This window comes from Novosphingobium sp. TH158, from assembly GCF_002855555.1.
Taxonomy (GTDB): Bacteria; Pseudomonadota; Alphaproteobacteria; order Sphingomonadales; family Sphingomonadaceae; genus Novosphingobium.
Genome location: NZ_PKRT01000001.1, coordinates 940440 through 964579, shown reverse-complemented (window position 1 = coordinate 964579; position 24140 = coordinate 940440). Strand labels below are relative to the sequence as shown.

General features: G+C 66.1%; 22 protein-coding genes and 1 tRNA gene. 12 read left to right on the top strand and 11 right to left on the bottom strand.

Annotation, left to right across the window (positions count from 1 at the left end):
- The first annotated feature begins 69 nt into the window (after positions 1-69).
- Positions 70-390 (top strand): thioredoxin, encoded by a 321-nt coding sequence (trxA, locus tag C0V78_RS04755; protein ID WP_101796670.1) that lies wholly within the window; start codon positions 70-72, stop codon positions 388-390.
- Here trxA and C0V78_RS04750 read toward each other — a convergent pair.
- Together C0V78_RS04750 and argJ are read right to left on the bottom strand one after the other, a co-directional pair.
- On the bottom strand, positions 387-1154 hold the full coding sequence (locus C0V78_RS04750; protein ID WP_101798201.1) for an inositol monophosphatase family protein: 768 nt from the start codon (positions 1152-1154) through the stop codon (positions 387-389). The genes trxA and C0V78_RS04750 overlap by 4 nt on opposite strands.
- Before the next feature lie 32 nt (positions 1155-1186).
- A complete protein-coding gene (gene argJ / locus C0V78_RS04745) occupies positions 1187-2413 on the bottom strand; it encodes a bifunctional glutamate N-acetyltransferase/amino-acid acetyltransferase ArgJ (RefSeq protein WP_101796669.1) in 1227 nt (408 codons plus the stop codon).
- Between the two features lie 99 nt (positions 2414-2512).
- Between argJ and C0V78_RS04740 the strand changes: the two genes are divergently transcribed.
- The 3 genes from C0V78_RS04740 (at position 2513) to secA (ending at position 6668) form a co-directional block, all read left to right on the top strand.
- The gene (locus tag C0V78_RS04740; protein ID WP_101796668.1) at positions 2513-3493 is read left to right on the top strand and encodes an energy transducer TonB; all 981 of its coding nucleotides are present in this window, start codon (positions 2513-2515) and stop codon (positions 3491-3493) included.
- Positions 3494-3546: 53 nt separating this feature from the next.
- A complete protein-coding gene (locus C0V78_RS04735) occupies positions 3547-3825 on the top strand; it encodes a hypothetical protein (RefSeq protein WP_101796667.1) in 279 nt (92 codons plus the stop codon).
- Positions 3826-3941: 116 nt separating this feature from the next.
- Positions 3942-6668: a preprotein translocase subunit SecA gene (secA, locus tag C0V78_RS04730; protein ID WP_101796666.1), complete on the top strand. Its 2727-nt coding sequence runs from the start codon at positions 3942-3944 to the stop codon at positions 6666-6668.
- A 20-nt stretch (positions 6669-6688) separates the two neighbouring features.
- Here the strand turns inward: secA and C0V78_RS04725 are convergent, their stop codons facing one another.
- From C0V78_RS04725 to C0V78_RS04715, 3 genes are all read right to left on the bottom strand, one after another.
- Complete coding sequence (locus C0V78_RS04725; RefSeq protein ID WP_101796665.1) at positions 6689-7135, bottom strand: nitroreductase family deazaflavin-dependent oxidoreductase; 447 nt, start codon at positions 7133-7135, stop codon at positions 6689-6691.
- Positions 7136-7291: 156 nt separating this feature from the next.
- Positions 7292-7366: transfer RNA gene (locus tag C0V78_RS04720), tRNA-Asn, on the bottom strand.
- Positions 7367-7446: 80 nt separating this feature from the next.
- Positions 7447-8226 carry an NAD kinase gene (locus C0V78_RS04715; protein WP_101798200.1) on the bottom strand — a complete coding sequence of 260 codons (780 nt, stop codon included), beginning with the start codon at positions 8224-8226 and terminating at the stop codon, positions 7447-7449.
- A gap of 88 nt (positions 8227-8314) precedes the next feature.
- Here C0V78_RS04715 and C0V78_RS04710 point away from each other — a divergent pair, with 88 nt between their 5' ends.
- Positions 8315-9595: a bifunctional diguanylate cyclase/phosphodiesterase gene (locus C0V78_RS04710; protein ID WP_101796664.1), complete on the top strand. Its 1281-nt coding sequence runs from the start codon at positions 8315-8317 to the stop codon at positions 9593-9595.
- Positions 9596-9667: 72 nt separating this feature from the next.
- Here the strand turns inward: C0V78_RS04710 and C0V78_RS04705 are convergent, their stop codons facing one another.
- The 5 genes from C0V78_RS04705 to hisG form a co-directional block, all read right to left on the bottom strand.
- On the bottom strand, positions 9668-11767 hold the full coding sequence (locus C0V78_RS04705; protein ID WP_101796663.1) for a sodium-translocating pyrophosphatase: 2100 nt from the start codon (positions 11765-11767) through the stop codon (positions 9668-9670).
- A 115-nt stretch (positions 11768-11882) separates the two neighbouring features.
- Positions 11883-12761, bottom strand: coding sequence for a thiamine-phosphate kinase (gene thiL, locus C0V78_RS04700; RefSeq protein WP_101796662.1), 879 nt, complete (start codon positions 12759-12761; stop codon positions 11883-11885).
- Positions 12758-13192, bottom strand: coding sequence for a transcription antitermination factor NusB (nusB, locus tag C0V78_RS04695; RefSeq protein WP_101796661.1), 435 nt, complete (start codon positions 13190-13192; stop codon positions 12758-12760). Before nusB ends, thiL begins: the two co-directional genes overlap by 4 nt.
- A complete protein-coding gene (gene hisD / locus C0V78_RS04690; RefSeq protein ID WP_101796660.1) occupies positions 13189-14481 on the bottom strand; it encodes a histidinol dehydrogenase in 1293 nt (430 codons plus the stop codon). Before hisD ends, nusB begins: the two co-directional genes overlap by 4 nt.
- Positions 14481-15134 (bottom strand): ATP phosphoribosyltransferase, encoded by a 654-nt coding sequence (gene hisG / locus C0V78_RS04685; RefSeq protein ID WP_101796659.1) that lies wholly within the window; start codon positions 15132-15134, stop codon positions 14481-14483. The genes hisD and hisG overlap by 1 nt, the downstream gene beginning before the upstream one ends.
- Before the next feature lie 39 nt (positions 15135-15173).
- On the opposite strand from hisG, the gene C0V78_RS04680 reads away from it, so the two are divergent.
- From C0V78_RS04680 to C0V78_RS04665, 4 genes are all read left to right on the top strand, one after another.
- Positions 15174-16244, top strand: coding sequence for a DUF2332 domain-containing protein (locus tag C0V78_RS04680; protein ID WP_254049819.1), 1071 nt, complete (start codon positions 15174-15176; stop codon positions 16242-16244).
- 78 nt (positions 16245-16322) lie between these two features.
- Positions 16323-17789, top strand: coding sequence for an IMP dehydrogenase (gene guaB, locus C0V78_RS04675; RefSeq protein WP_101796658.1), 1467 nt, complete (start codon positions 16323-16325; stop codon positions 17787-17789).
- 5 nt (positions 17790-17794) lie between these two features.
- Positions 17795-18970: an RsmB/NOP family class I SAM-dependent RNA methyltransferase gene (locus C0V78_RS04670; RefSeq protein WP_101796657.1), complete on the top strand. Its 1176-nt coding sequence runs from the start codon at positions 17795-17797 to the stop codon at positions 18968-18970.
- Between the two features lie 59 nt (positions 18971-19029).
- On the top strand, positions 19030-19536 hold the full coding sequence (locus C0V78_RS04665; RefSeq protein WP_144039834.1) for a tetratricopeptide repeat protein: 507 nt from the start codon (positions 19030-19032) through the stop codon (positions 19534-19536).
- A 27-nt stretch (positions 19537-19563) separates the two neighbouring features.
- On the opposite strand, the gene C0V78_RS04660 is transcribed toward C0V78_RS04665, so the two are convergent.
- Positions 19564-20061, bottom strand: a complete 498-nt coding sequence (locus C0V78_RS04660) for an RNA pyrophosphohydrolase (protein WP_101796655.1) — start codon at positions 20059-20061, stop codon at positions 19564-19566.
- Between the two features lie 204 nt (positions 20062-20265).
- Between C0V78_RS04660 and C0V78_RS04655 the strand changes: the two genes are divergently transcribed.
- The 3 genes from C0V78_RS04655 to C0V78_RS04645 are packed head-to-tail and all read left to right on the top strand — an operon-like array spanning position 20266 to position 24129.
- Complete coding sequence (locus C0V78_RS04655; RefSeq protein ID WP_101796654.1) at positions 20266-22149, top strand: 2-oxoacid:acceptor oxidoreductase subunit alpha; 1884 nt, start codon at positions 20266-20268, stop codon at positions 22147-22149.
- Positions 22146-23165, top strand: coding sequence for a 2-oxoacid:ferredoxin oxidoreductase subunit beta (locus C0V78_RS04650; protein WP_101796653.1), 1020 nt, complete (start codon positions 22146-22148; stop codon positions 23163-23165). Before C0V78_RS04655 ends, C0V78_RS04650 begins: the two co-directional genes overlap by 4 nt.
- 19 nt (positions 23166-23184) lie before the next feature.
- Positions 23185-24129: a metal-dependent hydrolase gene (locus tag C0V78_RS04645; protein WP_101796652.1), complete on the top strand. Its 945-nt coding sequence runs from the start codon at positions 23185-23187 to the stop codon at positions 24127-24129.
- The last annotated feature ends 11 nt before the right edge of the window (positions 24130-24140 follow it).

Below are 24140 nucleotides of genomic sequence, written 5' to 3'. Positions count from 1 at the left end.
CGGCACTTGGCGGTTGCACCGTTACGCCGAGTGCCTAGATTGGCCTAAACAGATCAGGAGTCTCTTTTCATGCCCACCATCGCCGTCACCGACGCCAGCTTCGAAGCCGATGTCCTCAAGTCCGACAAGCCGGTACTTGTCGATTTCTGGGCGGACTGGTGCGGCCCCTGCAAGATGATCGGACCGAGCCTTGAGGAAATCTCCGAGGAAATGGCCGACCAGGTGAAGATCGCCAAGGTCGACATCATGGAGAACACCGATACGGCCGCGAAGTTCGGCGTGCAGTCGATCCCGCTGATGGTGCTGATCAAGAACGGCGAAGTCGTCGCTCACAAGCTGGGCGCCGCACCGAAGAGCCAGATCAAGGGCTGGCTGGAAAGCGTCCTTTAAAGACCGGCCATGCGCCCGGCCAGTTCGTCCCACAGCGCTTCGCTGGAGGCACCGAGCAGGCCGGGCAGCAGGTGCTCGTCCACCCGATAGGGCCGGCCATCCGGGCGCGCAGCCTTGCCGCCCGCTTCATTGAGCAGCAGCACGCCTGCGGCATGGTCCCAGGCCAGCGTGCGCTCGAAAATCGAAACATCGTTGATGCCGAGCGCCAGTCGCGGCCATTGTTCGGCGGCGCAGCGCGGAATGTCGACGCAGGTGTAGTGCGGGGCAATCCCCGTCTTCAGCGCCTCGCGCCGGGCCGGGTCGGCAAAGACCAGCGAGATCGCGGCAATCGGCGGGCTTTCCCCGCTGGAACGGGCAAAGATGCGCTCGCCATCGACATAGGCGCCCTTGCCGAGTTGCGCGTGGCAGAAACGACCGGTGAGGCAATCGTAGATCCATCCGGCAATCGTTTCGCCGCGTTCCGCCAGGGCGACGAGCACGCCGAAGGGCGGCTTGCCGGCAGCGAAATTGTTGGTCCCGTCAAGCGGATCGACGATCCAGCAAAGGTCATCCGACAAGCGGTCCATCAGCGCCGGATCGGCGTGGCAGGCTTCCTCGCCGACGATCGCCGCTTCGGGCAGCAGCCGCGCCAGTCCCTCGCTAAGGATCGCCTCAGCCTCGTGATCGGCGACGGTGACGACATCGTCAGCCGCCTTGGCATCCACTTCGTGCGCGGCAAGCGACTGGTAGCGCGGCAGGATCGCCTGCTCGCTGGCGCGCCGCATCAGCGCGTGGACGTCGCGGGTGAGGACCTTGCTCAACTGCGGTAGTCCGCGTTGATCGAGATGTAGCCGTGAGTCAGGTCGCAGGTCCACACGGTGGCGCGGCCTTCGCCAAGGCCCAGATCGACCTGAATGGTCACCTCCCGGCCTTTGAGATGCTCGGCCACCGGGGCCTCGTCATAGTCGGCGCGCGGCAGCCCGTCGCGCGCGGCCCAGGTGCCGCCGAAGCCGATCGACAGCTTGTCGCGGTCGGCCGGTTCGCCGGCCTTGCCCACCGCCATCACGACCCGGCCCCAATTGGCGTCCTCGCCGGCAATCGCGGTCTTGACCAGCGGGGAGTTGGCAATGGCCAGGCCGACCTTGCGGGCGCTTTCGTCGCTCACCGCGCCGGTAACCGCGATCTGGATGAACTTCTGCGCGCCTTCGCCATCCTTGACGACGAGATGGGCCAGCTGGCGGCAGACGTCCTCAAGCGCAGCGGCAAAGGCATCGGCCCCGGGGCAGCCGGCGCAGTTGATCTGCTGGTTGCCGGCCTTGCCGGTGGCAAAGGCCAGCACCGTATCGCTGGTCGAGGTATCGCCATCGACGGTGATGCAGCTGAACGTGCGCGCATTGGCGGCGCTGAGCAGTTCCTGCAGATAGCCCGGCGCGATGGCGCAATCGGTGAAGATGTAGCCAAGCATGGTCGCCATATCGGGCGCGATCATGCCGCTGCCTTTGATGATGGCGCACAGCGTTACGGTGCGGCCATCGACCACGGCCTGCGCCATGGCGCCCTTGGTGAAGGTATCGGTTGTGCCGATTGCGCGGGCGGCGTCTTCCCAGCCGCAAGGCTCGGCCTCCAGCGCGGCGGCGACACCGGCGCGGGCCTTGTCCTTGGGCAGTGGCACGCCGATCACGCCGGTGGAGGAGACGAAGACCTCCGCCATCGTGCATTCGAGGCGATCCGCCACCTGCTCGATGATCTGTTCCACCGCCTCGCGTCCGCGATAGCCGGTGAAGGCGTTCGAATTGCCGGCATTGACGACCAGCGCGCGGGCGCGGCCTGCCTTCACCTGCTCGCGCCCCAGTTCGACCTCGCTGGAACAGCAGACGTTGCGGGTGAACACCCCGGCCACGGCCGTTCCTTCGGCCAGTTCTGCAAAGGTCAGGTCGCAGCGGCCCCAGTCCTTGTAGCCTGCGCGCGCGACGCGCAGCGTGACGCCATCGACCGGCGGCATGGCAGGGAAGGGCGAGGCGAGGGGAGAGGTGGTTTCCGACATGACCCTTGCCCTTATTGATGCTTGGCTAGGTGGGCAAGTATTGCCCTTCGTCCGTGCTGTGCTAGCACCGTGGCGGAGAGAAATTTCGGGGGAATCTGAATGCGATACTTCTGGGCCGCAGCGCTTGCAGGAATATCCGCCGCCGGCACGGCAAGCGCCGGGCAGGAGCCGGTTCCGATTCCCACCGAGTTTCCCCGCGTCATGCCGGTCGCCCCGCCCATCCTGGCCCCGGCACCGCCGCCGCCTTCGCCCTATGCGCGGCCTGTCCGGCCGAAAGGCAACCCCGCCTACTGGGTTACATCGGTCGACTATCCTGCCGAAGCGCTGCGTGAAGAGGTTTCGGGGGTAGCGCGCTTTCGGTTGATCGTCGGTACCGATGGCCGTGTGACCCAGTGCGAAATCATGGCGACGAGCGGTTCCGCGGCGCTCGATGCCACCACCTGCAACCTGGTCACGCGCCGTGCCCGGTTCGATCCCGCCAGGGACGAGGCGGGCAACCCCACGGTCGGCACGTACTGGAACGCGGTGCGCTGGGTGATTCCCGTGTACATGCCGCCACCGCCGGGGTCCTTCACCGAAACCTTCGATGTCGACAATTTCGGGCTGCGCAAAAATTGCAGGGTCATCTCCGCCAAGGGGGATTTTTACGAAAAGGGACCCGGCGATTGCGGCGGAGACCGGCCGGACTATTTCCGCGGGCAGGTGGCGGGTAAACCGGCCCTGCGCGTGATCCGCAGCCTGACCATAACGATAGCCAACGCGCCCGACCAAACGGGTGAAAGGCCGGCGACGGTGCGGGCCTTGCGTCCGGCAGGGGCCTGGCCGGTATCCGGAACCCGCGTGACCGAGGCGATTGTCGAGACGGACGGCACAATCAGCGACTGCCGGGTGACGAGCGTCACCGGGCCGCTGGCAGAGGTGCTCAAGGTGAATACCAACGATTGCCCGCGACGCTTCGAGCGCGGCTATGCTGCTGCGAACGGCCAGATCGTGCGCGCCCTTGTCCGCATGACCGACACGACCACGGTCGAGCAACTGTCCCAGCCGACCGCAAAGCCCGGCAAGGCGGCAGGGGACTAACCGGGCAATAGGACTGGACCTTGCCCGGTCAAACGCTTATCTAGGACGAACCGATGAAGCGTATCATCCTCGCCTTCCTTGCCCTGCTCGGGCTCGTCGCGCAGACTGCGCCAGCGCAGGCGCGGATTTGCGGCATCGGCAGCGAACAGATCGGCGCTGTCGCCGGTCCTCGCACGCAGGCCCAGGCGCTCGCCGCCCAGGCCCTGCCGGGTGTGGCGGCACAGGTCCGCCCCGAACGCCGGGATCGCGATTGCTCATTTCCGCAATCCAGCCGCAAGCGCCCGGTCTATATCCCTTCGGTGCAACTGCGCGTCGATCGCGCGCTGGAATAGCTGCCCTTACTGAAGCCTGACCGCTTCCGGCGGGGCGCGTGTGCGCCCCTGCGATTCCCGCAATCCCGTTGCATCTCCGCGCCTTGTTGCGCCTCCAGTTAAATCAGGAATTTCCTATGATCGGCGCACTCGCCAAGCGCATTTTCGGTTCGTCCAATGACCGTTACGTCAAGTCGCTCGACAAGATCGTGCGGCAGATCAACGCCTTCGAGCCGACGCTCGAAGCGCTCAGCGATGATGAACTGCGTGCCCAGACCGACAAGTTCCGCGGCCTGCTGGCCGAGGGCAAGAGCCTTGACGATATCCTGCCCGAAGCCTTCGCCACGGTGCGCGAGGCATCGAAGCGCGTGCTCGGCATGCGCCACTTCGATGTGCAGATGATCGGCGGCATCGTGCTCCATCGCGGCGAAATTGCCGAGATGCGCACGGGCGAGGGCAAGACGCTGGTGGCCACCCTGGCGGTCTATCTCAACGCCATCGAGGGCAAGGGCGTCCACGTTGTCACCGTCAACGATTACCTCGCCCGCCGCGACGCGGAATGGATGGGGCAGATCTACCGTTTCCTCGGCCTCACCGTCGGCATCATCGTTCCGAACCTGCAGGAAGAGGAACGGCGCGAGGCCTACAACTCCGACATCACCTACGCGACCAACAACGAGTTGGGCTTCGATTACCTGCGCGACAACATGAAGCACGAGCGGTCGCAGATGGTGCACCGCCCGTTCAACTTCGCCATCGTCGATGAAGTGGACTCGATCCTGATCGACGAGGCGCGCACGCCGCTGATCATTTCCGGCCCGACCGACGACAAGAGCGACCTTTACGTTGCCGTCGACGCCGTCGTGAAGCGCCTGTCCGAAGAGCATTACGAAAAGGACGAGAAGACCAAGAACATCACCCTCACCGAGGATGGTGTCGAATGGGCCGAGCGCGAGCTTGAGGCCGCCGGCCTGCTGGTCGGCTCGAACCTGTTCGATGTGGAAAACACGCAGGTTGTCCACCATCTCGACCAGGCGCTCAAGGCCGTGGTCATGTTCAAGCGCGACATCGACTACGTGGTCGAAGGCGGCAAGGTGGTGATCATCGACGAGTTCACCGGCCGCAAGATGGAAGGCCGCCGCTGGTCGAACGGCCTGCACCAGGCGGTCGAAGCCAAGGAAGGCGTGCAGATCGAGCCCGAGAACCAGACCATGGCCTCGATCACCTTCCAGAACTATTTCCGCATGTACCCCAAGCTGGGCGGCATGACCGGCACCGCGGCAACCGAAGCGGCCGAGTTCTTCGACATTTACAAGATGAACGTCGTCACCATTCCGACGAACATCCCGGTCAAGCGCATCGACGAGGAGGACGAGTTCTACAAGAACACGGACGACAAGTTCGCGGCCATCGCGAAGCTGATCCGCGAGCGCAGCGAAAGCGGCCAGCCGGTGCTGGTCGGCACGGTCTCGATCGAAAAGAGCGAGCTGCTCTCCGATTACCTGACCAAGGAAGGCGTCAAGCACGCCGTGCTCAACGCGCGCTTCCACGAGATGGAAGCCCATATCGTTGCCCAGGCCGGACGGCTCGGCGCGGTGACAGTGGCCACCAACATGGCCGGTCGCGGCACCGACATCCAGCTTGGCGGCAATGTCGAATTCCGGATCGAGGACGAGCTGCGCGACCTGCCCGAAGGGGCAAAGCGCGACTCCGAAATCGATCGGATCAAGGCCGAGGTCGCGGCTGAAAAGGAAGCCGTGCTCAATGCCGGCGGCCTGTGCGTGATCGGCACCGAACGCCACGAAAGCCGCCGCATCGACAACCAGCTGCGCGGTCGTTCGGGCCGCCAGGGCGACCCCGGCATGTCGAAGTTCTACCTCTGCCTTGAGGACGACCTGCTGCGCATCTTCGGCCCTGACACGCTCTTCAGCCGGATGATGAATTCGAACCTCGCCGATGGCGAGGCGATCGGTTCCAAGTGGCTGTCGAAGGCGATCGAGACCGCGCAGAAGAAGGTTGAGGCGCGCAACTACGATATCCGCAAGCAGGTCGTCGAATACGATGACGTGATGAACGACCAGCGCAAGGTCATCTACGAACAGCGCGCCGACATCATGGATGCCGAGGCGATCGACGATGTCGTCGTCGACATGCGCCACGATACGGTCAATTCGCTGGTCGGCGAAGCCTGTCCTCCCGGTTCCTACCCCGAGCAGTGGGACGTCGAGGGCCTGAAGCAGCGCCTGTCCGACGTGCTGGGCATCGAAGTGCCGGTGCAGGACTGGATCGCCGAGGATGGCATTGACCCCGAGGATATCGAGGAACGCGTGGCGCGCCTGGCCGACGAGGTGATGGACGCCAAGATGGCGGACAACCAGGAAATCTGGCGCCAGGTGGAAAAGAGCGTCCTTCTGGAGCGGCTTGACCATTACTGGAAGGAACACCTCGCCACGCTCGATGCGCTGCGCCAGGTGGTGTTCCTGCGCGCCTATGCGCAGAAGCAGCCGATCAACGAATACAAGCGCGAAGCCTTCGGCCTGTTCGAGAAGATGCTGGAAGCGATCCGTGAGGACGTGACGCGCATCCTTTCCACCAGCCAGCTTCAGTTCGCGCCGCCGCCCGAGCTGCCCGAACTGCCCGACTTCCTGACCGGACATATCGATCCGTTTACCGCATCGGGCGATCCCGCATCGCAGACGGTTGGTTCGGAAGCCATGCTCGCCACGCTGGGCACGGCTGCGCCTACGGCGGATACGGCGGCTCTGGACAAGGATCCCTATGCCGCGCTCGGCCTGTCGCGCAATGCGCCTTGCCCATGCGGTTCAGGCCAGAAGTACAAGCACTGCCACGGCGCGGCGGCCTGAACGGGCCGCCCTGCCGGGCTTCAGACGGGATCGAGCACCACGACCGGAATTTGCCGGTCGGTGCGTGACTGATACACGTCGTAGTTCGGCCAGTTTTTCACGCACTCCGCCCAGATCGCCTCGCGCTCGGGCGATTCGGCGGTGCGCGCGCGCGCCTTGAACACGCGGTCCTTGATCTGCACTTCGCAGTCCGGGTTTTCGAGCAGGTTCAGGTACCACTGCGGGTGCGTAGGCCAGCCGCCCTTGCTGGCGATGATCACCGGCGAATCGCCCACCTGGGTATAGATGATCGCGATGGTCCGCTGCTGCCCGCTCTTGCGCCCCGTGAAGGTCAGCAGCAGCGTGGTCACGCCGTTCCAGATATGGCCCGTTTCGCCGTTGGTTTCGCGATAGACGCGAACGTGCTCCTCTCCCTTGAGGGTAAGGTCGGTCCCCGTGACGGGCTGGACTTTCGACGTTTCGGCCATGGCTGTCTCCCTAAGCGCGCAGGATTGCCACGGCTGGGGGGGGACTGTCCAGAAAAGATCGAAAAGGCGAATGTTGTTTCGCTATTTCGAACGAGGCGCACAGGAATCCCGGTTCAGGAAACTGAGCCCGTCGTAACGCCGCAATGTTGGAAGAAGTGGCTCCCCGAGTTGGATTCGAACCAACGGCCGCTCGATTAACAGTCGAGTGCTCTACCGCTGAGCTATCGGGGAACACAACCGGCCAAAAGCGGTGAAAGCCGGTGCAGGGGTGCGCCTATAGCAGCGCTGGAACGTTTGGCAACAGGGTAACTTCACACCTGGAACTGTTCTGCGAAAATCCTCTCTTCCAGCGACTTCCCCGGATCGAACAACAGGGTGAGCTGGTGGGCGCGGGCCACGGAAATGTGCACTTCGGCAACGTTTCGCACTTCCTTCTGGTCCGCAACCGCCGCGACGGGGCGCTTGTCGGATTCGCGGACGCAGAAACACACTTCGGCGCTATCGGGCAGGATCGCGCCTTTCCAGCGGCGCGGACGGAAGGGACTGAGCGGGGTAAGCGCCAGCATTCCCGAGCCAAGCGGGAGAATCGGTCCGTTGGCGGAAAGGTTGTAGGCCGTCGATCCGGCAGGCGTGGCAACCAGCACGCCATCGCCTGCCAGTTTGGCCATGCGGACCTTGCCGTTGACCTTCACTTCCAGCTTGGCGGTCTGGCGGGTTTCGCGCAGCAGCGATACCTCGTTGATCGCGTAATAGCGGTGCTCGCGGCCCGTATTGGTGACTGCCCGCATTTCCAGCGGCACCACGGCCACCTCGCGCGCACGCGCGACGCGTTCGGCAATCGGGCGGGTGCTGCGGCTGCGGTTCATCAGGAAGCCGACGGTGCCAAGGTTAATGCCGTAGACCGGAGCCAGCCGGCCATGATCGAGCATGCGGTGCAACACGTGCAGCATGAAGCCGTCACCACCCAGGACGACAAGGGCATCGGCCTTGTCAGGGCGCACCCAATCGTGCGCATTGCGCAGGGCGGCAGCGCCTTCCTGCGCCTTTGCCGTGTCGGAAACGACCAGCGCGAGCTTCATGTCCTTGGCCATGGTTCGCGCCTCGTATCGGGCGGGCGGCGCTTTGGCAACGAATCGCTTCAGGTTGAACATTTCGCAACCCATCGGGGTTAAGCGGTTGATGATGGTAGTACCGGCGCAAGCGGAGCGGGATGCGCTCACCGGGTTGATGGGCCCGGATGCGGCACGAAGGCGGCTGGAGAACTGGCTTGCCGACGGGCCGGTGCATGCCCTGCTGCTGGTGATCACCCGGCTCGATACGATCAATCTCGCCTGGGGAAGCTCGGTGGGGGATGGTGCGCTTGCCGAAGTGGCCGGCCGGATCGTCCAGTATGCGGGGGACGAGCTTGATTCGCCCTGGTTCTCGGCGCGCATGGGCGGGGGCAGCTTCCTGATCGCCGCGCGCGAGGCCTGCAGCCGCGAGCGCTGGGCCTTGCTTGCCGAGGGACTCGCCGAATCGATTTCGCGCCCCATCGCCGCGCTGGGAGAGGATCTGCGCCTGTACCCGCGCATAGCCCTGCTAAGGGCGGTGCGTGAGGAAGACGCCGTCTCGGTGCTCGACCGGCTGGGGCAGGCGCAGGCCGCCTTGGCGCGCAAGACGGCGCGGCGGATCGGCTGGGTCGACGGTGCGGTGAACCGCAAGGGGCTGAGCGTCGCGCGGCTTGAGGCGGACTTGTTGAAGGCTATCGACCGGGACGAGATCGAAATCCTGTTCCAGCCCCAGTTCGCCCTGCCGGGCGACGAACTGACAGGGGCGGAAGCCTTGGCCCGGTGGCGGCACCCGCAGGTCGGCCGGATCGGGGCGGGGGCGCTGTTCGCCATTGCCGAGCGCGCCGACCATGTTGCCCAGCTATCGCGCCATATTGCCGCCAAGGCCTGTTCGCTGGCGGCGCAATGGCCCGAGCGGCTGAGCCTGTCGGTCAACGTCACCGCAGCCGATCTTGCCGCAGAAGTTTATCCCGAACAGCTGGGCGCGATTGTCGCGGCGAGCGGCCTTGCGCCTTCGCGGCTGGTGCTTGAGGTGACGGAGCAGGCATTGCTGGGCGATATCGGACTTGCCCGCCGCTCGCTGGGCCGTCTGGTGGGGGCGGGGGTGGCAGTGGCGCTTGACGATTTCGGCGCGGGCTTCTGCAATTTCCGCTACCTGAAGCTGCTGCCGTTGCAGAAGCTCAAGCTGGACCGCGCCATGGTGGAGGGGATCGCCGAGGACCCGCGCGATCTTGCCGTGCTGCGCGGCATTGTCGCCATGGCCGGTGCGCTCGACCTTGAAGTTACCGCCGAGGGGATCGAAACCGCCGCCCAGCGTGCTGCGGTGGAGGCCGAGGGCTGTGCCAGCTGGCAAGGGTTCCTGGGTGCCGAGCCGATGGATGCGGCGGCCTTCCTCGCTCTGGCGCGCCGGTAAGGCCCCCAAGCAAAAGCCCCGCCCGGCGAACCGGACGGGGCCCTTGCAGTCCCGCCGAAGCGGAAGTTAGGATCAGTGAGCCGCCAGCGCCGCGAGCAGCAGCAGCGCGACGATGTTGGTGATCTTGATCATCGGGTTCACGGCCGGACCGGCGGTATCCTTGTAGGGATCGCCCACCGTATCGCCCGTCACAGCGGCCTTGTGGGCGTCAGAGCCCTTGCCGCCGTGGTTGCCGTCTTCGATGTACTTCTTGGCGTTGTCCCATGCGCCGCCGCCCGAGGTCATCGAAACGGCGATGAACAGGCCGCCGACGATGACGCCAAGCAGCAGGGCGCCCAGCGCGGCAAAGCCCGCGGCCTGGTCTCCCGCCACCCAGGTGACGATGTAGTACACCGCGATCGGAGCCAGCACCGGCAGCAGCGAAGGAATGATCATTTCCTTGATCGCCGCCTTGGTGACGAGGTCCACCGTGCGCGCATAGTCGGGCTTGGACTCGAAGGTCATGATGCCCGGGTTGTTCTTGAACTGGTCGCGAACGTCGATCACCACGTCGCCGGCCGCGCGGCCGACGGCCGTCATGCCCATCGAACCGAACAGGTTGGGCAGCAATGCACCCAGCAGCAGACCGACGATGACGTACGGATTTTCAAGGCTGAAATCGACCTTCAGGTTCGGGAAGAACTCGCGAAGATCGGTGGTGTAGGCAGCGAACAGCACCAGTGCGGCAAGGCCGGCCGAACCGATGGCGTAACCCTTGGTCACGGCCTTGGTGGTGTTGCCCACGGCATCGAGCGCGTCGGTCTTTTCACGGACCGAATCGTCGAGGCCGGCCATTTCGGCAATGCCGCCGGCATTGTCCGTCACCGGGCCATAGGCGTCGAGCGCAACGACCATGCCGGCCAGCGCCAGCATGGCGGTGGCGCCGTAGGCGATGCCGATCAGGCCGGCGAGCTGGTAGGCAACGATGATGCCTGCGCAGATCACGACGGTCGGAAGGGCGGTTGCCTCAAGGCTGATGGCGAGGCCCTGGATCACGTTGGTGCCGTGCCCGGTAACCGATGCCTTGGCGATGGACTTCACCGGGCGGTAGTTGGTGCCGGTGTAGTATTCGGTGATCCAGATGATCACGCCGGTGATTACCAGGCCCAGCAGCGAGCAGTAGAACAGCGTGCGACCGGTGATGCCGGTATCGCCGATAGCCGTTTCCATGCCACCCAGCGCGTGGCCGATGGCCCACCAGATGGCGGGTACGGACAGCACGGCAGTGACCAGGAAGCCCTTGTACATGGCGCCCATGATGTTCTTCGAACCGCCGAGGCGGACGAAGTAGGTGCCGATGATCGAAGTGACGATGCAGACGCCGCCGATGAGCAGCGGCAGAGCCATCAGCGCTTCGAGCTGTGCCCCCACGCCCTTCAGCAGCAGCGCGGTGAGCACCATGGTGGCGCCGACGGTGACGACGTAGGTTTCGAACAGGTCGGCAGCCATGCCGGCACAGTCGCCCACGTTGTCGCCCACGTTGTCGGCGATCACGGCGGGGTTGCGTGGATCGTCTTCGGGGATGCCGGCTTCGACCTTGCCGACAAGGTCGGCGCCGACGTCAGCGGCCTTGGTGAAGATGCCGCCGCCCAGACGCGCGAAGATCGAGATCAGCGATGCGCCGAAGGCGAGGGCGACAAGGCCATCGACCACGGTGCGGTCTTCACCGCCCACCGAATAGCCCGCAGGCCCGGTCAGGTACCAGTAGAACACCGCGATCGCGAGGAGCGCGAGGCCCGCCACGAGCATGCCGGTGATGGCACCCGCGCGGAAGGCGAGGGTCAGTCCCTGCTGCAGCCCGGTTTGCGCCGCAGCCGCCGTGCGCACGTTCGAGCGCACCGAGATGTTCATCCCGATGAAGCCCGCAACGCCCGAAAGCACTGCGCCGATAGCAAAGCCGGCAGCGGAAATTCCGCCCAGCGTCATGGCAATGATCACCGCAACCACGACGCCGACGATGGCGATGGTGGTGTACTGGCGCTTCAGGTAGGCTTGTGCGCCTTCCTGGATCGCCGCGGCAATTTCCTGCATCTTTTCGTTGCCGGCTGAAGCGCCGAGCACCTGGCTGCTGGTGAAAGCGCCGTAAACGACGGCTACCAGCCCCAGGATAATGGCTATCGTGACTAGACTCACGTGACTGCCCCTCCTTTAAGATTTCCTCTCGAAAGCGCCCCGCTGTATTTTTTCGGAGTCACCCGGAGAGAGGGCTAGTGTGGCCTTGGCCAAGGCGCAAGTGGCATTAACCGCATTATCCCTCGGAATGCGTGAAGCCACCGATATCGCCGGACGAGAGGGGTTTACCGTCGAGCAGCACCGGATTGTCGCCCGCTTCGCCGACCGTGCCGATGCAGGTGGCGGGGGCGGCTGGCTCCACGCCAGGGGGAAGGGTGAACAGCAGCTCGTAATCGTCGCCCCAGCGCAGGGCTTCCATGCGCCGGTCAGCGGGGGTGGCGACGGGAACGGCTTGGCTGTCGATCCGCAGGGTGACTTGCGATGCCTTCGCCAGCCGCCGCGCATCGAGCAGCAGGCCGTCCGAAACATCCATCATGGCGCTGACCTGCGGGGCAAGGGCAAGACCTTCGGCAAGGCGCGCCTGCGGACGGCGATAGGCGGCGCTGTCGCCGCCTCCGGCCCTGAGCGCCTCCAGACCCAGCATGGCTGCGCCCAGCCGGCCCGTCAGCCACAGGCCATGCCCGGGACGCGCGCCGGACCGGGAAGGGACCGGCCGGACGCTGGCCACGCCGATCGCCGTCAGGCCCAATGCCTGCGGCCCCTTGCCACCCACCGTATCGCCGCCCAGCAGGGCCGCACCGTAGTGATCGAGGGCGTCTTTCAGGCCGCCGAGAAAGCGCATGTCGTCGGCGCCAAGCTGATAGCCCAGCAGCACGCCCAACGGTCTTGCCCCCTTGGCGGCAAGATCCGAGACATTGGTTGCGACAAGCTTCCAGGCGATGTCCGCCGGGTCCTGGCCGGGCAGGAAGTGCACCCCTTCGACCATGGCATCGTGGGTCAGCACCAGGGCCTCCCCGCCAATCTCGATCACGGCAGCATCGTCATCAAGCCCGCGCGCACCGGGATGGACGGCAAGCGCCCGCAAGGCTTCGATGAAGGCGAGCTCGCCGGTCAGCGGACCGCCTTTGCCACGGCATCGAGGACGCCATTGGCGAACTTGGCGTCGCGGGCATCGAAGAAGGCGTGAGCGACGTCGAGGTATTCGCTGATCACGCTGCCGGTCGGCACATCGGCGCGGGCGATCAGCTCGTATGTCGCCGCGCGCAGGATCTGCAGCATGGTCTTGTCCAGCCGCTCCAGCGACCAGCCCTCGGCGAGGCGCGGTTGCAGCAGGCCGTCGATTTCCTCGTGGCGGGCGATCACGCCGCCGACCACGTCATCGAAGAAGGCGACCTCGGCATCGGCGAACTGCACGTCCTCGATCTCGGCGCCCAGCCGGTGGCGATGGAATTCGTCGAGCAGGCGCGGCAGGCGGGTGCCTTCCATGGCGTGCTGGTACAGGGCCTGCACCGCGGCAAGGCGGGCTGCGGAACGGGACTTGCTCATATTCCGAGCCTCACTTCGATGGAGCGCGCGTGCGCGGGAAGACCCTCGGCATCGGCGAGGGCGATGGCGGCATGGCCGATCTTTGCCAGCGACTTCGCATCGCACTGGATGAAGCTGGTGCGTTTCATGAAGTCGAGCACGGAAAGCCCGGACGAGAAGCGCGCACGGCGGCCGGTGGGCAGCACGTGGTTCGGCCCGGCAACATAGTCGCCCACGGCCTCGGGCGTGTAGCGGCCGAGGAACACGGACCCGGCATGGCGAATCTGCGAAAACAGGGCTTCGGGATCGTCGGTGGCGATCTCGACATGTTCGGCGGCAAGCGCATTGGCCAGCGCCGGGGCTTCATCAAGGCTTGCCACCTCGATGATCACGCCGTGCGACTTCCAGCTTTCGCTTGCCGTGCGGGCGGTGGGCAGCATGGCCAGTTCCACGCCCACCCGGTCTGCCACGGTATCGGCGAAGACGGGATCGTCGGTGATCAGGATCGATTGCGCGGCGGGATCGTGTTCCGCCTGGCTGAGCAGGTCTGCAGCGATCCAGTCGGGATTGTTGCGGCCATCGGCAATGACGAGGATTTCGCTGGGGCCGGCCACCATGTCGATGCCGACAACGCCGTAAAGCTGGCGCTTGGCTTCGGCCACCCAGGCGTTGCCCGGACCGGTGACGACGTCCACCGGGCGGATGCGGCGCGTGCCATAGGCCAGTGCGCCAACCGCCTGGGCACCGCCGATGCGCCAGACCTCGTCCACGCCGGCAAGGTGCGCTGCGGCAAGGACCAGCGAATTGACCTGCCCCTTGGGCGTGGGCGTGACGACAACCAGCCGCTCAACCCCGGCAACCTTGGCGGGAATGGCGTTCATCAGCAGCGACGAGGGATAGGCGGCGCGGCCACCCGGCACGTAAAGCCCCGCCGCATCGACCGGACGCCACTTTGCCCCCAGCCGCACGCCGTGCTTGTCGGTCTCGTCACGGTCGGCCGGAAGCTGCGCCTCGTGATAGGCACGCACGCGCTTGGCCGCCATTTCCAGCGCGGCGCGCAGGTCTGGCTGCAATTCGTCGAAGGCCGCGCGGCAGGCGTCGGCCGAAATCTGCCAGTCCCCGTCCGTGGCCAGCGCGTGGCCATCGAAACGCTCGGTCAGTTCGGCCACGGCCTCGTCGCCGCGGTTGCGGACATCGTCGAGGATGATCTGCACGTCGCGCGCAACATCGTCGTCGCTTTCGCGCCGGTCATTCACCAGCCGCCGGAAGGCCTGCTCGAACCCGGCCTCGCGCGTGTTCAGCCGCAGCATCAGGCAGCGTCCTTCGCGCCCATCGCGGCCCGGAAGGCATCGACCAGCGCCCCGACGCGCGGATCGGTCTTGAGCGCCGCGCGGTTGACGATGAGGCGCGCGGAAACGGGCAGGATCACGCTGGTTTCCTCAAGCCCGTTGTCCTTGAGCGTGCGGCCCGTGGAAACGAGATCGACGATCCGGCTGGCAAGGCCGAGCCCCGGAGCCAGTTCCATGGCGCCGTTGAGCTTCACCACCTCGGCCTGGATGCCCATGCCCTCGAAGTGGCGGCGGGTGAGGTTGGGATACTTGCTGGCGACGCGCAGGTGGCTGACCGGGCCGCCGTCCTTCTGGCCCACCGGTTCGGCGACCGACAGGCGGCAATGGCCGATGTCGAGATCGACCGGCGCGTAAAGATCTGAAAAAGCGAATTCTTCCACCACGTCCGAACCGACGATACCGGCCTGCGCTGCGCCGTGGGCAACGAAGGTTGCCACGTCGAATGCGCGCACGCGGATGATCCGCATGTCTGCCTGTTCGCAGGCGAAGGAAAGCGCGCGGCTGTTCTTGTCATGGAACTCCGCCTCGGGCACCACTCCGGCACGCGCCATGAGCGGCAGCGCCTCGTCAAGGATGCGCCCCTTGGGCACGGCAAAGGTCAAAGGCTTCGACATGGCGCGCGCCTTAGGGCGAGCAGCGCGAAAGGGCAACATATGGCAGGCCATGAAGAGATCGCGATGGACGAGGCGAATGTCCTGCGCGCGCTGGAATGGCAGGCCGGTCACGCCGAAAGGAACAGCGCGCCGTGTACCGGGCGGCTGATCCGGGGCTTCATTCCCCTGCTGCACGGCGATACGCAGGTGGGCCAACGGATGCGCCACTGGCCGGGCCTCAGCCTTGAAGATGCCATGCCGCTGCGGCTGGCGGGCGGTTTTCATTACCTGCACCTGACCGGCCGGGACTCGCGCCTGGGGCCGATCTATTCGGGCGCGCTGAGCGACCAGGCGGAAATCGACCGCACCGTGCAGGCCATTGTGCGCGATCACGATGGCGAGCTTGCCGGCTGGTTCGCCGGTCCGCCGCAGACTAACGAGGCCGGGCGCTCTGCCGGGATCATGGCGCAGCTTATGTGGCTTTCATCCCGGCTGGGCCCGCGTTTCGAACTGAACGAGATCGGCTCAAGCGCGGGGATCAATACCATGATGGAGCGCTTCGGCTTCAACCTTGGCGGGGTGAGGGCGGGCGATGCGGCATCGCCGATGCAGATCTGCCCCGAGTGGCGCGGTCCGCCGCCGCCTGCTGCCCAGGTGGAGATCGTGGCCATTGCAGGCTGCGACGTCCAGCCGATCGACCTTACCGATCCGCAGGCGGCGCTGCGGCTGAAAAGCTATGTCTGGCCGGACACGCCGTTCCGCCTGCAACGGATCGATGCCGCAATCGCCCTGGCACGCCACAAGCCGCCGAAAGTCGCCCGGATGGATGCGACCGACTGGGTGGAGCAGCGCCTCGCTGCGCCGCAGCCGGAAGGCGTCACCCGCGTCCTGTTCCATTCGATCGTCTGGCAATACGTCCCGCCCGAGGGCCGCGCCCGGATCGAGGCGGCCATGGCAGCGGCGGGAGCAGCCGCGAGCCCTTCACGCCCGCTGGCCTGGGTGACGGTCGAAACCAACCGGGCGACCTTCCGCCACGAACTGCGCTGCCGCCATTGGCCGGGGGGTGCGAGCGAAACACTGCTGGGCGAGGCCCACGCGCACGGGGCGTGGGTGGAGTGGCTCGAAAAATAGCGCATCAAAAGGGGGACTAGCCCAAACCGCCCCCCTTGGTTACATGGGCCGCCACGAATCTCCCAGCGGACGGTAAAAGTGGCAAATCTCGACATTCCCCTCGGTCTTACCTTTGACGACGTGTTGCTGCGTCCGGCCGAGTCAGACATCCTGCCATCGATGGCCGATACCCGCTCGCGGCTCACGCGGTCGATCGCGCTCAACATCCCGGTGGTCTCCTCTGCCATGGACACCGTGACCGAGGCCGACATGGCAATCGTCATGGCGCAGCTGGGCGGCATCGGCGTGCTCCATCGCAACCTGACGGTTGAGGAACAGGTCGCCGCCGTGCGCGCGGTGAAGCGTTTCGAAAGCGGCATGGTGGTCAACCCCATCACCGTCGCCCCCGACGCCACGCTGGGCGAGGCGCAGGCGATCATGCAGGCCAACCGCATCAGCGGCATCCCCGTGGTCGAAGCAGGCGGCAAGCTGGTGGGCATCCTGACCAACCGCGATGTCCGCTTTGCCCAGAACCCGAACCAGCCGGTGCGCGAACTGATGACGCACGAAAACCTGGCGACGGTGAAGACCGGCACGAGCCAGGCGGATGCCATGCGCCTGCTGCACCAGCGCCGGATCGAAAAGCTGCTGGTGGTCGACGATGCCTTCCACTGCGTCGGCCTGATCACGGTGAAGGATATCGAAAAGGCCGTGACCTATCCCAACGCCACCAAGGACGAGAGCGGCCGCCTGCGCGTTGCCGCCGCGACCACGGTGGGCGACAAGGGCTTCGAACGCACCGAGGCGCTGCTGGCCGCCGAATGCGACGTTGTCATCATCGATACCGCCCACGGCCATAACAAGGACGTGGCCCGCGCGGTTGAACGGGTGAAGAAGCTGTCCAATTCGGCCCAGGTGATCGCCGGCAACATCGCCACGGGCGAAGCGGCGCGCGCGCTGATCGATGCCGGTGCCGATGCGGTCAAGGTGGGCATCGGGCCGGGCTCGATCTGCACCACGCGCATCGTTGCAGGCGTCGGCGTGCCGCAGCTCACCGCGATCATGGATGCCTGCGAGGAAGCCAACAAGTCGGGCGTGCCGGTGATCGCCGATGGCGGCCTGCGCACCTCTGGCGATGCGGCCAAGGCACTGGCGGCGGGCGCAAGCTCGATCATGGTCGGCTCGATGCTCGCCGGCACCGAGGAAGCGCCGGGCGAAACCTTCCTGTACCAGGGCCGCGCCTACAAGTCGTACCGCGGTATGGGCTCTGTCGGGGCCATGGGCCGCGGTTCGGCCGACCGCTATTTCCAGGGCGACATCAAGGACCAGATGAAGCTGGTGCCCGAAGGCATCGAGGGCCAGGTCCCCTACAAGGGGCCGGCCAAGGACGTAATCCACCAGCTGGTCGGCGGCATCAAGGCGGCCATGGGCTACACCGGTTCCGCCACCATCGACGACCTGCGCACCAAGGCCCAGTTCGTCCGCATCACGGGCGCGGGCCTGCGCGAAAGCCACGTCCATGACGTGACCATCACGCGCGAGGCGCCGAACTACAAGGCGGGCTGAGCGGGATGGCGCCCGCCGCAAGGGTTCAGGCGGCGATCGAGATCCTCGACCTGGTGATTGCCGCTGCCCGCAGCAACGGTGCCCCGGCAGACCGGATCGTCGGTGACTGGTTCCGCACCCGCCGCTTTGCCGGAAGCAAGGACCGCCGCGCCGTGCGCGAGCTGGTTTACGCCGCAATACGGGCCTGCGGCGAAGTTCCGCAAACCGGTCGTGCGGCCATGCTGCGGCTGGCGCAGGGCGATCCGGCCATCGCCGCGCTGTTCGATGGTTCGAGCCACGCACCCGCGCCGGTGGAACCGGGCGAGCCGGTGGCGGCCGGAGGTGCCGCGCCGAAGTGGCTGGTCTCGGAATTCACCGCATCCGGCCTTGATGAGGGCGAGATTGCCGCGCTTCTCGATCGCGCGCCGCTCGATGTGCGGATCAACACGCTGAAGGCGGGCCGGCTCAGCCTGCCGGAAGCGGGCGAGCCATCGCTCGCGCCAAACGGGCTGCGTTTCCCGTCCGGCACCCCGATCGACCAGTGGGAGGCCTTCCAGACCGGCGCGATAGAGGTGCAGGATGCCGGATCGCAGCTCGCCTGCGAGGCGGTGCAGGCAAGGCCGGGCGAACGGATCGTCGATCTCTGCGCCGGGGCGGGGGGCAAATCGCTCTCGCTGGCGGCCGCGATGGACAACCTGGGCGAAATCCTGGCCTGCGATGCGGATCGCCGCCGCCTGTCGCAACTTGCTCCAAGGGCCGAGCGCGCGGGGGCTAGCATCATCACCACCCAGTTGCTCGATCCGGGGCGCGAGCTTGCCTCGCTCGACAGCTGGCAGCGCCGCGCCGATGCCGTGCTGGTCGATGCGCCCTGTTCCGGAACCGGCACCTGGCGCCGCAATCCCGAAGCGCGCTGGCGGCTGACCGCGCGCGAGCTGGACCGGCTGATGGCCTTGCAGGCCCGCCTGCTGGCTGCGGGGGCAAAGCTGGTGCGCCCCGGTGGCCGGCTCGTCTACGTCACCTGTTCGCTGCTCGATGGCGAAGGCGCGGCGCAGGTGGGTGCCTTCCTTGCGGAGCATCCCGGCTGGCGCGCCCAGTTGCCCGCGCTTCCCGCCGGCCGCCCGCGCGGACCGGGCCTGCGGCTGACGCCGGCGCATGACGGGACGGACGGATTTTTCATCGCCAGTTTATTTTCGCCATGCTAGCTTCCCCGCAAATGACCACGGCTGAGCCCAGACACCGGCACACCCTTGGGGAGACCCTGATGCGCTATACGCCCGCCGCGCTGGCCCTTTCGCTGGCCCTGACACTCACTTCGAGCGTGCTCTATTCGGCGCCGCCGCAAGTGCTGGAGCCGCGCGCCGCCGCCTTGCAGGCACAGGGCCGGGCCGCGCTTGAAGCGGGGGATATCAACGCCGCAATCGACGCCTATGAAGCGGCGCTGACCATCCAGCCCGGCAGCGTGCTGCTGACGCTCGATCTTGCCGAGGCGACCCGTCGCCAGGGGCTTCAGGGCAAGGCGCTGCACTATTACCGCAAGGCGCTGGTCAACGATCCGCAGAACCTCGATGCCATTGCCGGCGAAGGCGTTGCCCTGGTGGAAAAGGGCGCGGTGGAAAAGGCGCGGCGCAACCTTACCCGCCTGCAAGGGCTGTGCGGCAAGAACTGCGCGCAGGCCACGCAGCTTTCCGCAGCCATCGCCAAGGGGCCGACCCCGCGCGTGGTAACCGCAGACGCGGTTACCCCCAATCCCGAAGTCAGCGAGAACTGATCCGTCAGCCCGAGGGCTGGGGTTGCATCAGAACAGGCCGCGGAACTCGTCCAGCACGGCCTGATAGACGCTGCGCTTGAACGGCACGATCACTTCGGGAAGCAGGTCGGGCTGAAGCCACTTCCACTCGCAGAATTCGGCCGGATCGTGCGCGTCGAGCCGGATGTGTTCGTCCTGCCCGGTAAAGCGACCCAGCACCCAGTGCTGGCGCTGCCCGCGATAGCGCCCGCCCCACAGCTTGCCGAGCAGTTCGTCTGGCAGGTCGTAAAGCAGTTCCTCGCGCGTCTGGGCAAGCAGGTCCACGTGCTGCTGCGCGACGCCGGTTTCTTCCCACAGTTCGCGCAGGGCCGCCTCGTGCAGGTTCTCGCCATCGTCGATCCCGCCCTGCGGCATCTGCCAGTAAACGCCGCCCTCGTCGGGCTGGCCGCGCGTATCGATGCGCTTGCCAACAAAAACATTGCCCTCGGGATTGACCAGCATCACCCCGACGCAGGGGCGATAGGGAAGGGCGGAAAAGTCAGACATTGCAATATCTCCGGGGCTTGCCGGTGAGGCGGAACGCTCTGGCGATCCACCGTTAGGCAGGCAATCCCCGCTTGACTAGAGCGGTTTGCAGGCGTTTGCAGGTGCGCGCTTTGGCCGCCAACAGATTTTCTGTCGTGCAGCGCCGGGCGGGAGAGCATATATCAGGGGCCAAGGCGGCACTCTATCCGCCGGCAGAGGAAGAAAATGGCGACAGTTCTGGCCGATAGCGACAATCAGGGCAGCGCACCCGGCGCGGCAAATCCCGAAGCAGTGGTGGTGCGTTTCGCCGGTGACTCCGGCGATGGCATGCAGTTGACCGGCGGGCAGTTCACCCTGTCTACCGCGCTGGCGGGCAACGACCTTGCCACTTTCCCGGACTTCCCGGCAGAAATCCGCGCGCCGCAGGGCACGCTGTTCGGCGTTTCGGCCTTCCAGATCAATTTCGGATCGACCTCTATCGATACTGCGGGCGACCAGCCGGACGTGCTGGTGGCGATGAACCCGGCCGCGCTGAAGACCAATGTCGGCGCGCTCAAGCCCGGTGGCCTGATCATCGCGGACACGGGCGAGTTCACCAAGCGCAACCTTGAAAAGGCGAAGTACGAAGTCTCGCCGCTCGAGGATGGCAGCCTGTCGAAGTGGCAGGTCCTGGCCTTCGACATTTCGGCCCTGACGCTGGAATCGGTGAAGCCCTTCGGCCTTGGCAACAAGGAAGCGCTGCGTTGCAAGAACATGTGGACGCTGGGCCTGGCCCTGTGGATGTTCGACCGTGACCGCGCGCCGCTGGTGCAGTGGCTGAAGGACAAGTTCGCCAAGAACCCGGTGCTTGCCGATGCCAACATCGCCGCGCTCAACGCTGGCCACGCCTATGGCGAAACGGCGGAAATCGGCGGGCAGATCAAGAAGCTGCACCTCGATCCCGTTCCCTCGCAGCCGGGCCTCTACCGCACGGTCACCGGCGCGGATTCGATCGCCTATGGCCTTGTCGCGGGCGCGCAGCTTGCCGGTCTGCACATGTTCTTCGGCGGCTATCCGATCACACCGGCCAGCTCGATCCTGCACAACCTGGCCAAGCTCAAGGAATTCGGCGTCACCACCTTCCAGGCGGAAGACGAGATCGCCGCGATCTGTTCGGCCATCGGCGCATCTTATGCCGGCCAGCTGGGCGTCACCTCGTCCTCGGGCCCGGGCATCGCGTTGAAGGGCGAGGCGATGGGCCTTGCCATCATGACCGAGCTGCCGCTCGTCATCGTCAATTCGCAGCGCGGCGGGCCTTCGACGGGCCTTCCCACCAAGACCGAGCAGAGCGACCTTTACCAGGCGGTCTATGGCCGCAACGGCGATGCGCCGATGCCGGTGATTGCTGCCCGCTCGCCCTCGGACTGCTTTGACTGCGCGATAGAGGCGGTGCGGATTGCCGTGCAATACATGACCCCGGTCATGCTGCTGACTGATGGCTATATCGCCAACGCCGCCGAGCCGTGGAAGGTGCCCGATCCGGCAACCTTCGCGCCGTTCCCGGTCAAGTTCCTGGGTGAAGCCAACGGCCCCGAAGGCAAGGTGCTGCCCTACAAGCGCGATGCGCGCGGCGTCCGTCCGTGGATCAAGCCGGGCACCGAAGGCCTGATGCACCGCATCGGCGGCATCGAGAAGGCGCCGGATACCGGCAACCTCGATTACTCGCCCGCCACCCACCAGCTCCAGACCGATGCCCGCAAGGCCAAGGTCGATGGCCTGGCGCAGGACATTCCGCCGCAGGAAGTCACGCTGGGCAAGGCCGGCGGCAAGCTGGCCGTGGTCGGCTGGGGTTCGACCTACGGGCCGATCCATCAGGCCGTGCGCCGCTCCATCGCAAAGGGGCTGGACGTTGCGCACATCCACGTCCGCCACATCTGGCCGATGCCCGAGAACCTGGGCGAGCTGCTCAGGTCCTATGACAAGGTCCTGGTGCCGGAGATGAACACCGGCCAGTTCAAGACCGTGCTGCGCGACCAGTATCTGGTCGATGCCCGCCCCGTGACCAAGACCAGCGGGCAACCCTTTACCATCGCCGAACTTGAGGCCGCTATCGAAGGAGCCCTGGCGTGAACGACATGACCCCTATCGCCAAGCGCACGATCAAGGACTGGGAATCGGACCAGGAAGTCCGCTGGTGCCCGGGCTGCGGTGACTATGCGATCCTCAAGGCGGTGCAGCGCACCATGGTGGAGCTCGGGGCCGATCCGGCGCAGACCGTGTTCGTTTCGGGCATCGGCTGCTCCAGCCGCTTCCCCTATTACATGTCGGCCTATGGCTTCCACACGATCCATGGTCGTGCCCCGGCCTTCGCGACCGGCATCAAGCTGGCCAACCCGAACCTCGACGTCTGGCTGGTAACGGGCGACGGCGACGGCATGTCGATCGGCGGCAACCACACGATGCACGTGATCCGTCGCAACCTGAACACGCAGATCATGCTGTTCAACAACGAGATCTACGGCCTGACCAAGGGCCAGTATTCGCCCACCAGCCGCCTCGGCACGTCGAGCCCGACCACGCCGGGCGGCTCGGTTGACCGGCCGGCGCTGCCCTGCGCCTTCGCGCTCGGTGCGGGCGGCCGCTTCGTGGCACGCGGTTTCGACGTGTCGAAGCACCTGCCCGAAGTGCTCAAGGCGGCCCATGCCCACAAGGGCGCGGCCTTCGTCGAGATCTTCCAGAACTGCATCGTCTACAACAAGGACCGCTTCGAAGACTTCGCCGCCCCCAAGGGTGCCGAGGCGCAGCAGCTCTGGCTCCAGAATGGCGAGCCGATGCTGTTCGACAAGGGCGCAAAGGGTATTGCCCTCGACGCTGAAAAGCTGACGCTGAAGGTGGTCGATGTCGTTGACGGCGATTGGCAGGCGGCGGGCGTGATCGTTCACGACGTCACCAACCGCTCGATCGCGCACATGCTGGTCGAGATGCCGTTCGGCCCGTTCCCCATGGCGCTTGGCGTGATCTACGACGATCCCGCGCCAACCTACGAGGAATCGGTGCTGGAACAGGACGCCAAGCTGACGGCAGGCAAGGAGGCGAATCTCGCCAAGCTGCTCGCCAAGGGGCAGACCTGGACGGTCGAGGGCTGATTTTCCGCGGCCTGCGCCGGTGGACAATCTCACCCATTCGCTGATCGGTGCCGCGCTGGGCCAGGCCGGGCTCAAGCGCCGCACCGGTCTGGCCATGCCGGCGCTGATCATCGGCGCGAACATTCCCGATATCGATGCCGCCTGCTTCTTCTGGCTGGACGGTACCGAGCACCTGGGCTTCCGGCGCGGGATCACTCACGGGCCGCCGGCCATGCTGCTGCTGCCGCTGCTCCTTGCCGGCCTGCTCTGGGGCTTTGATCGCTGGCAGGCCGGGCGGGGAAAGCGGCCGGAGGGAAGGCTGCCGGTCAGGTTCGGGTGGCTCTATGCGCTCGCGCTTGTCGGTTGTCTCAGCCACCCGCTGTTCGACTGGTTCAACGTCTATGGCATCCGCCTGCTCGAACCCTTTTCGAGCCGCTGGTTCCACGGCGACATCCTGTTCATCATCGACATCTGGCTCTGGGCGCTGCTTGGCCTTGCCGTCTGGCTTTCGCGGCGGCGCGAGCGGGCGGGTGGCAACTGGACGGGGCCCGCGCGGGCGGCGCTGGTGGTCATGGCAGGCTATGTGGGCCTGAATGCCGCGATCACATCTGCGGCAGAGCGCCGGTTCCAGGCAATCGCCGGGGAGGGCGCGCAGGTGATCGCCAACCCCGTGCCCGTTGCCTTCTGGACGCGGCAAGGGCTGGCGGGTGAAGCCTTTCAGTGGTCGCAAGTCACTACGGCAAATGGCGCGGCGGGCCTGGCTCCGCTGACGCGCGATTTCTGCGCCTGGCCGGACGCGCGGCAACTTGCCAGCAGCGGATCGCAATCGGCGGCCTTCCTGTTCTGGACGCGCGCGCCCTTTGCCGAGCGGGGCGAGGATGGCTCGGTCGTGCTGCGCGATGCGCGCTTCTACGACCGGCGCGCGCGCGGGCAGTTCTCGGTCTCGCTGCCGCAGGTGAAGTGCCTGCCGCTTGCGACGCGCTAAGGCTCACGACC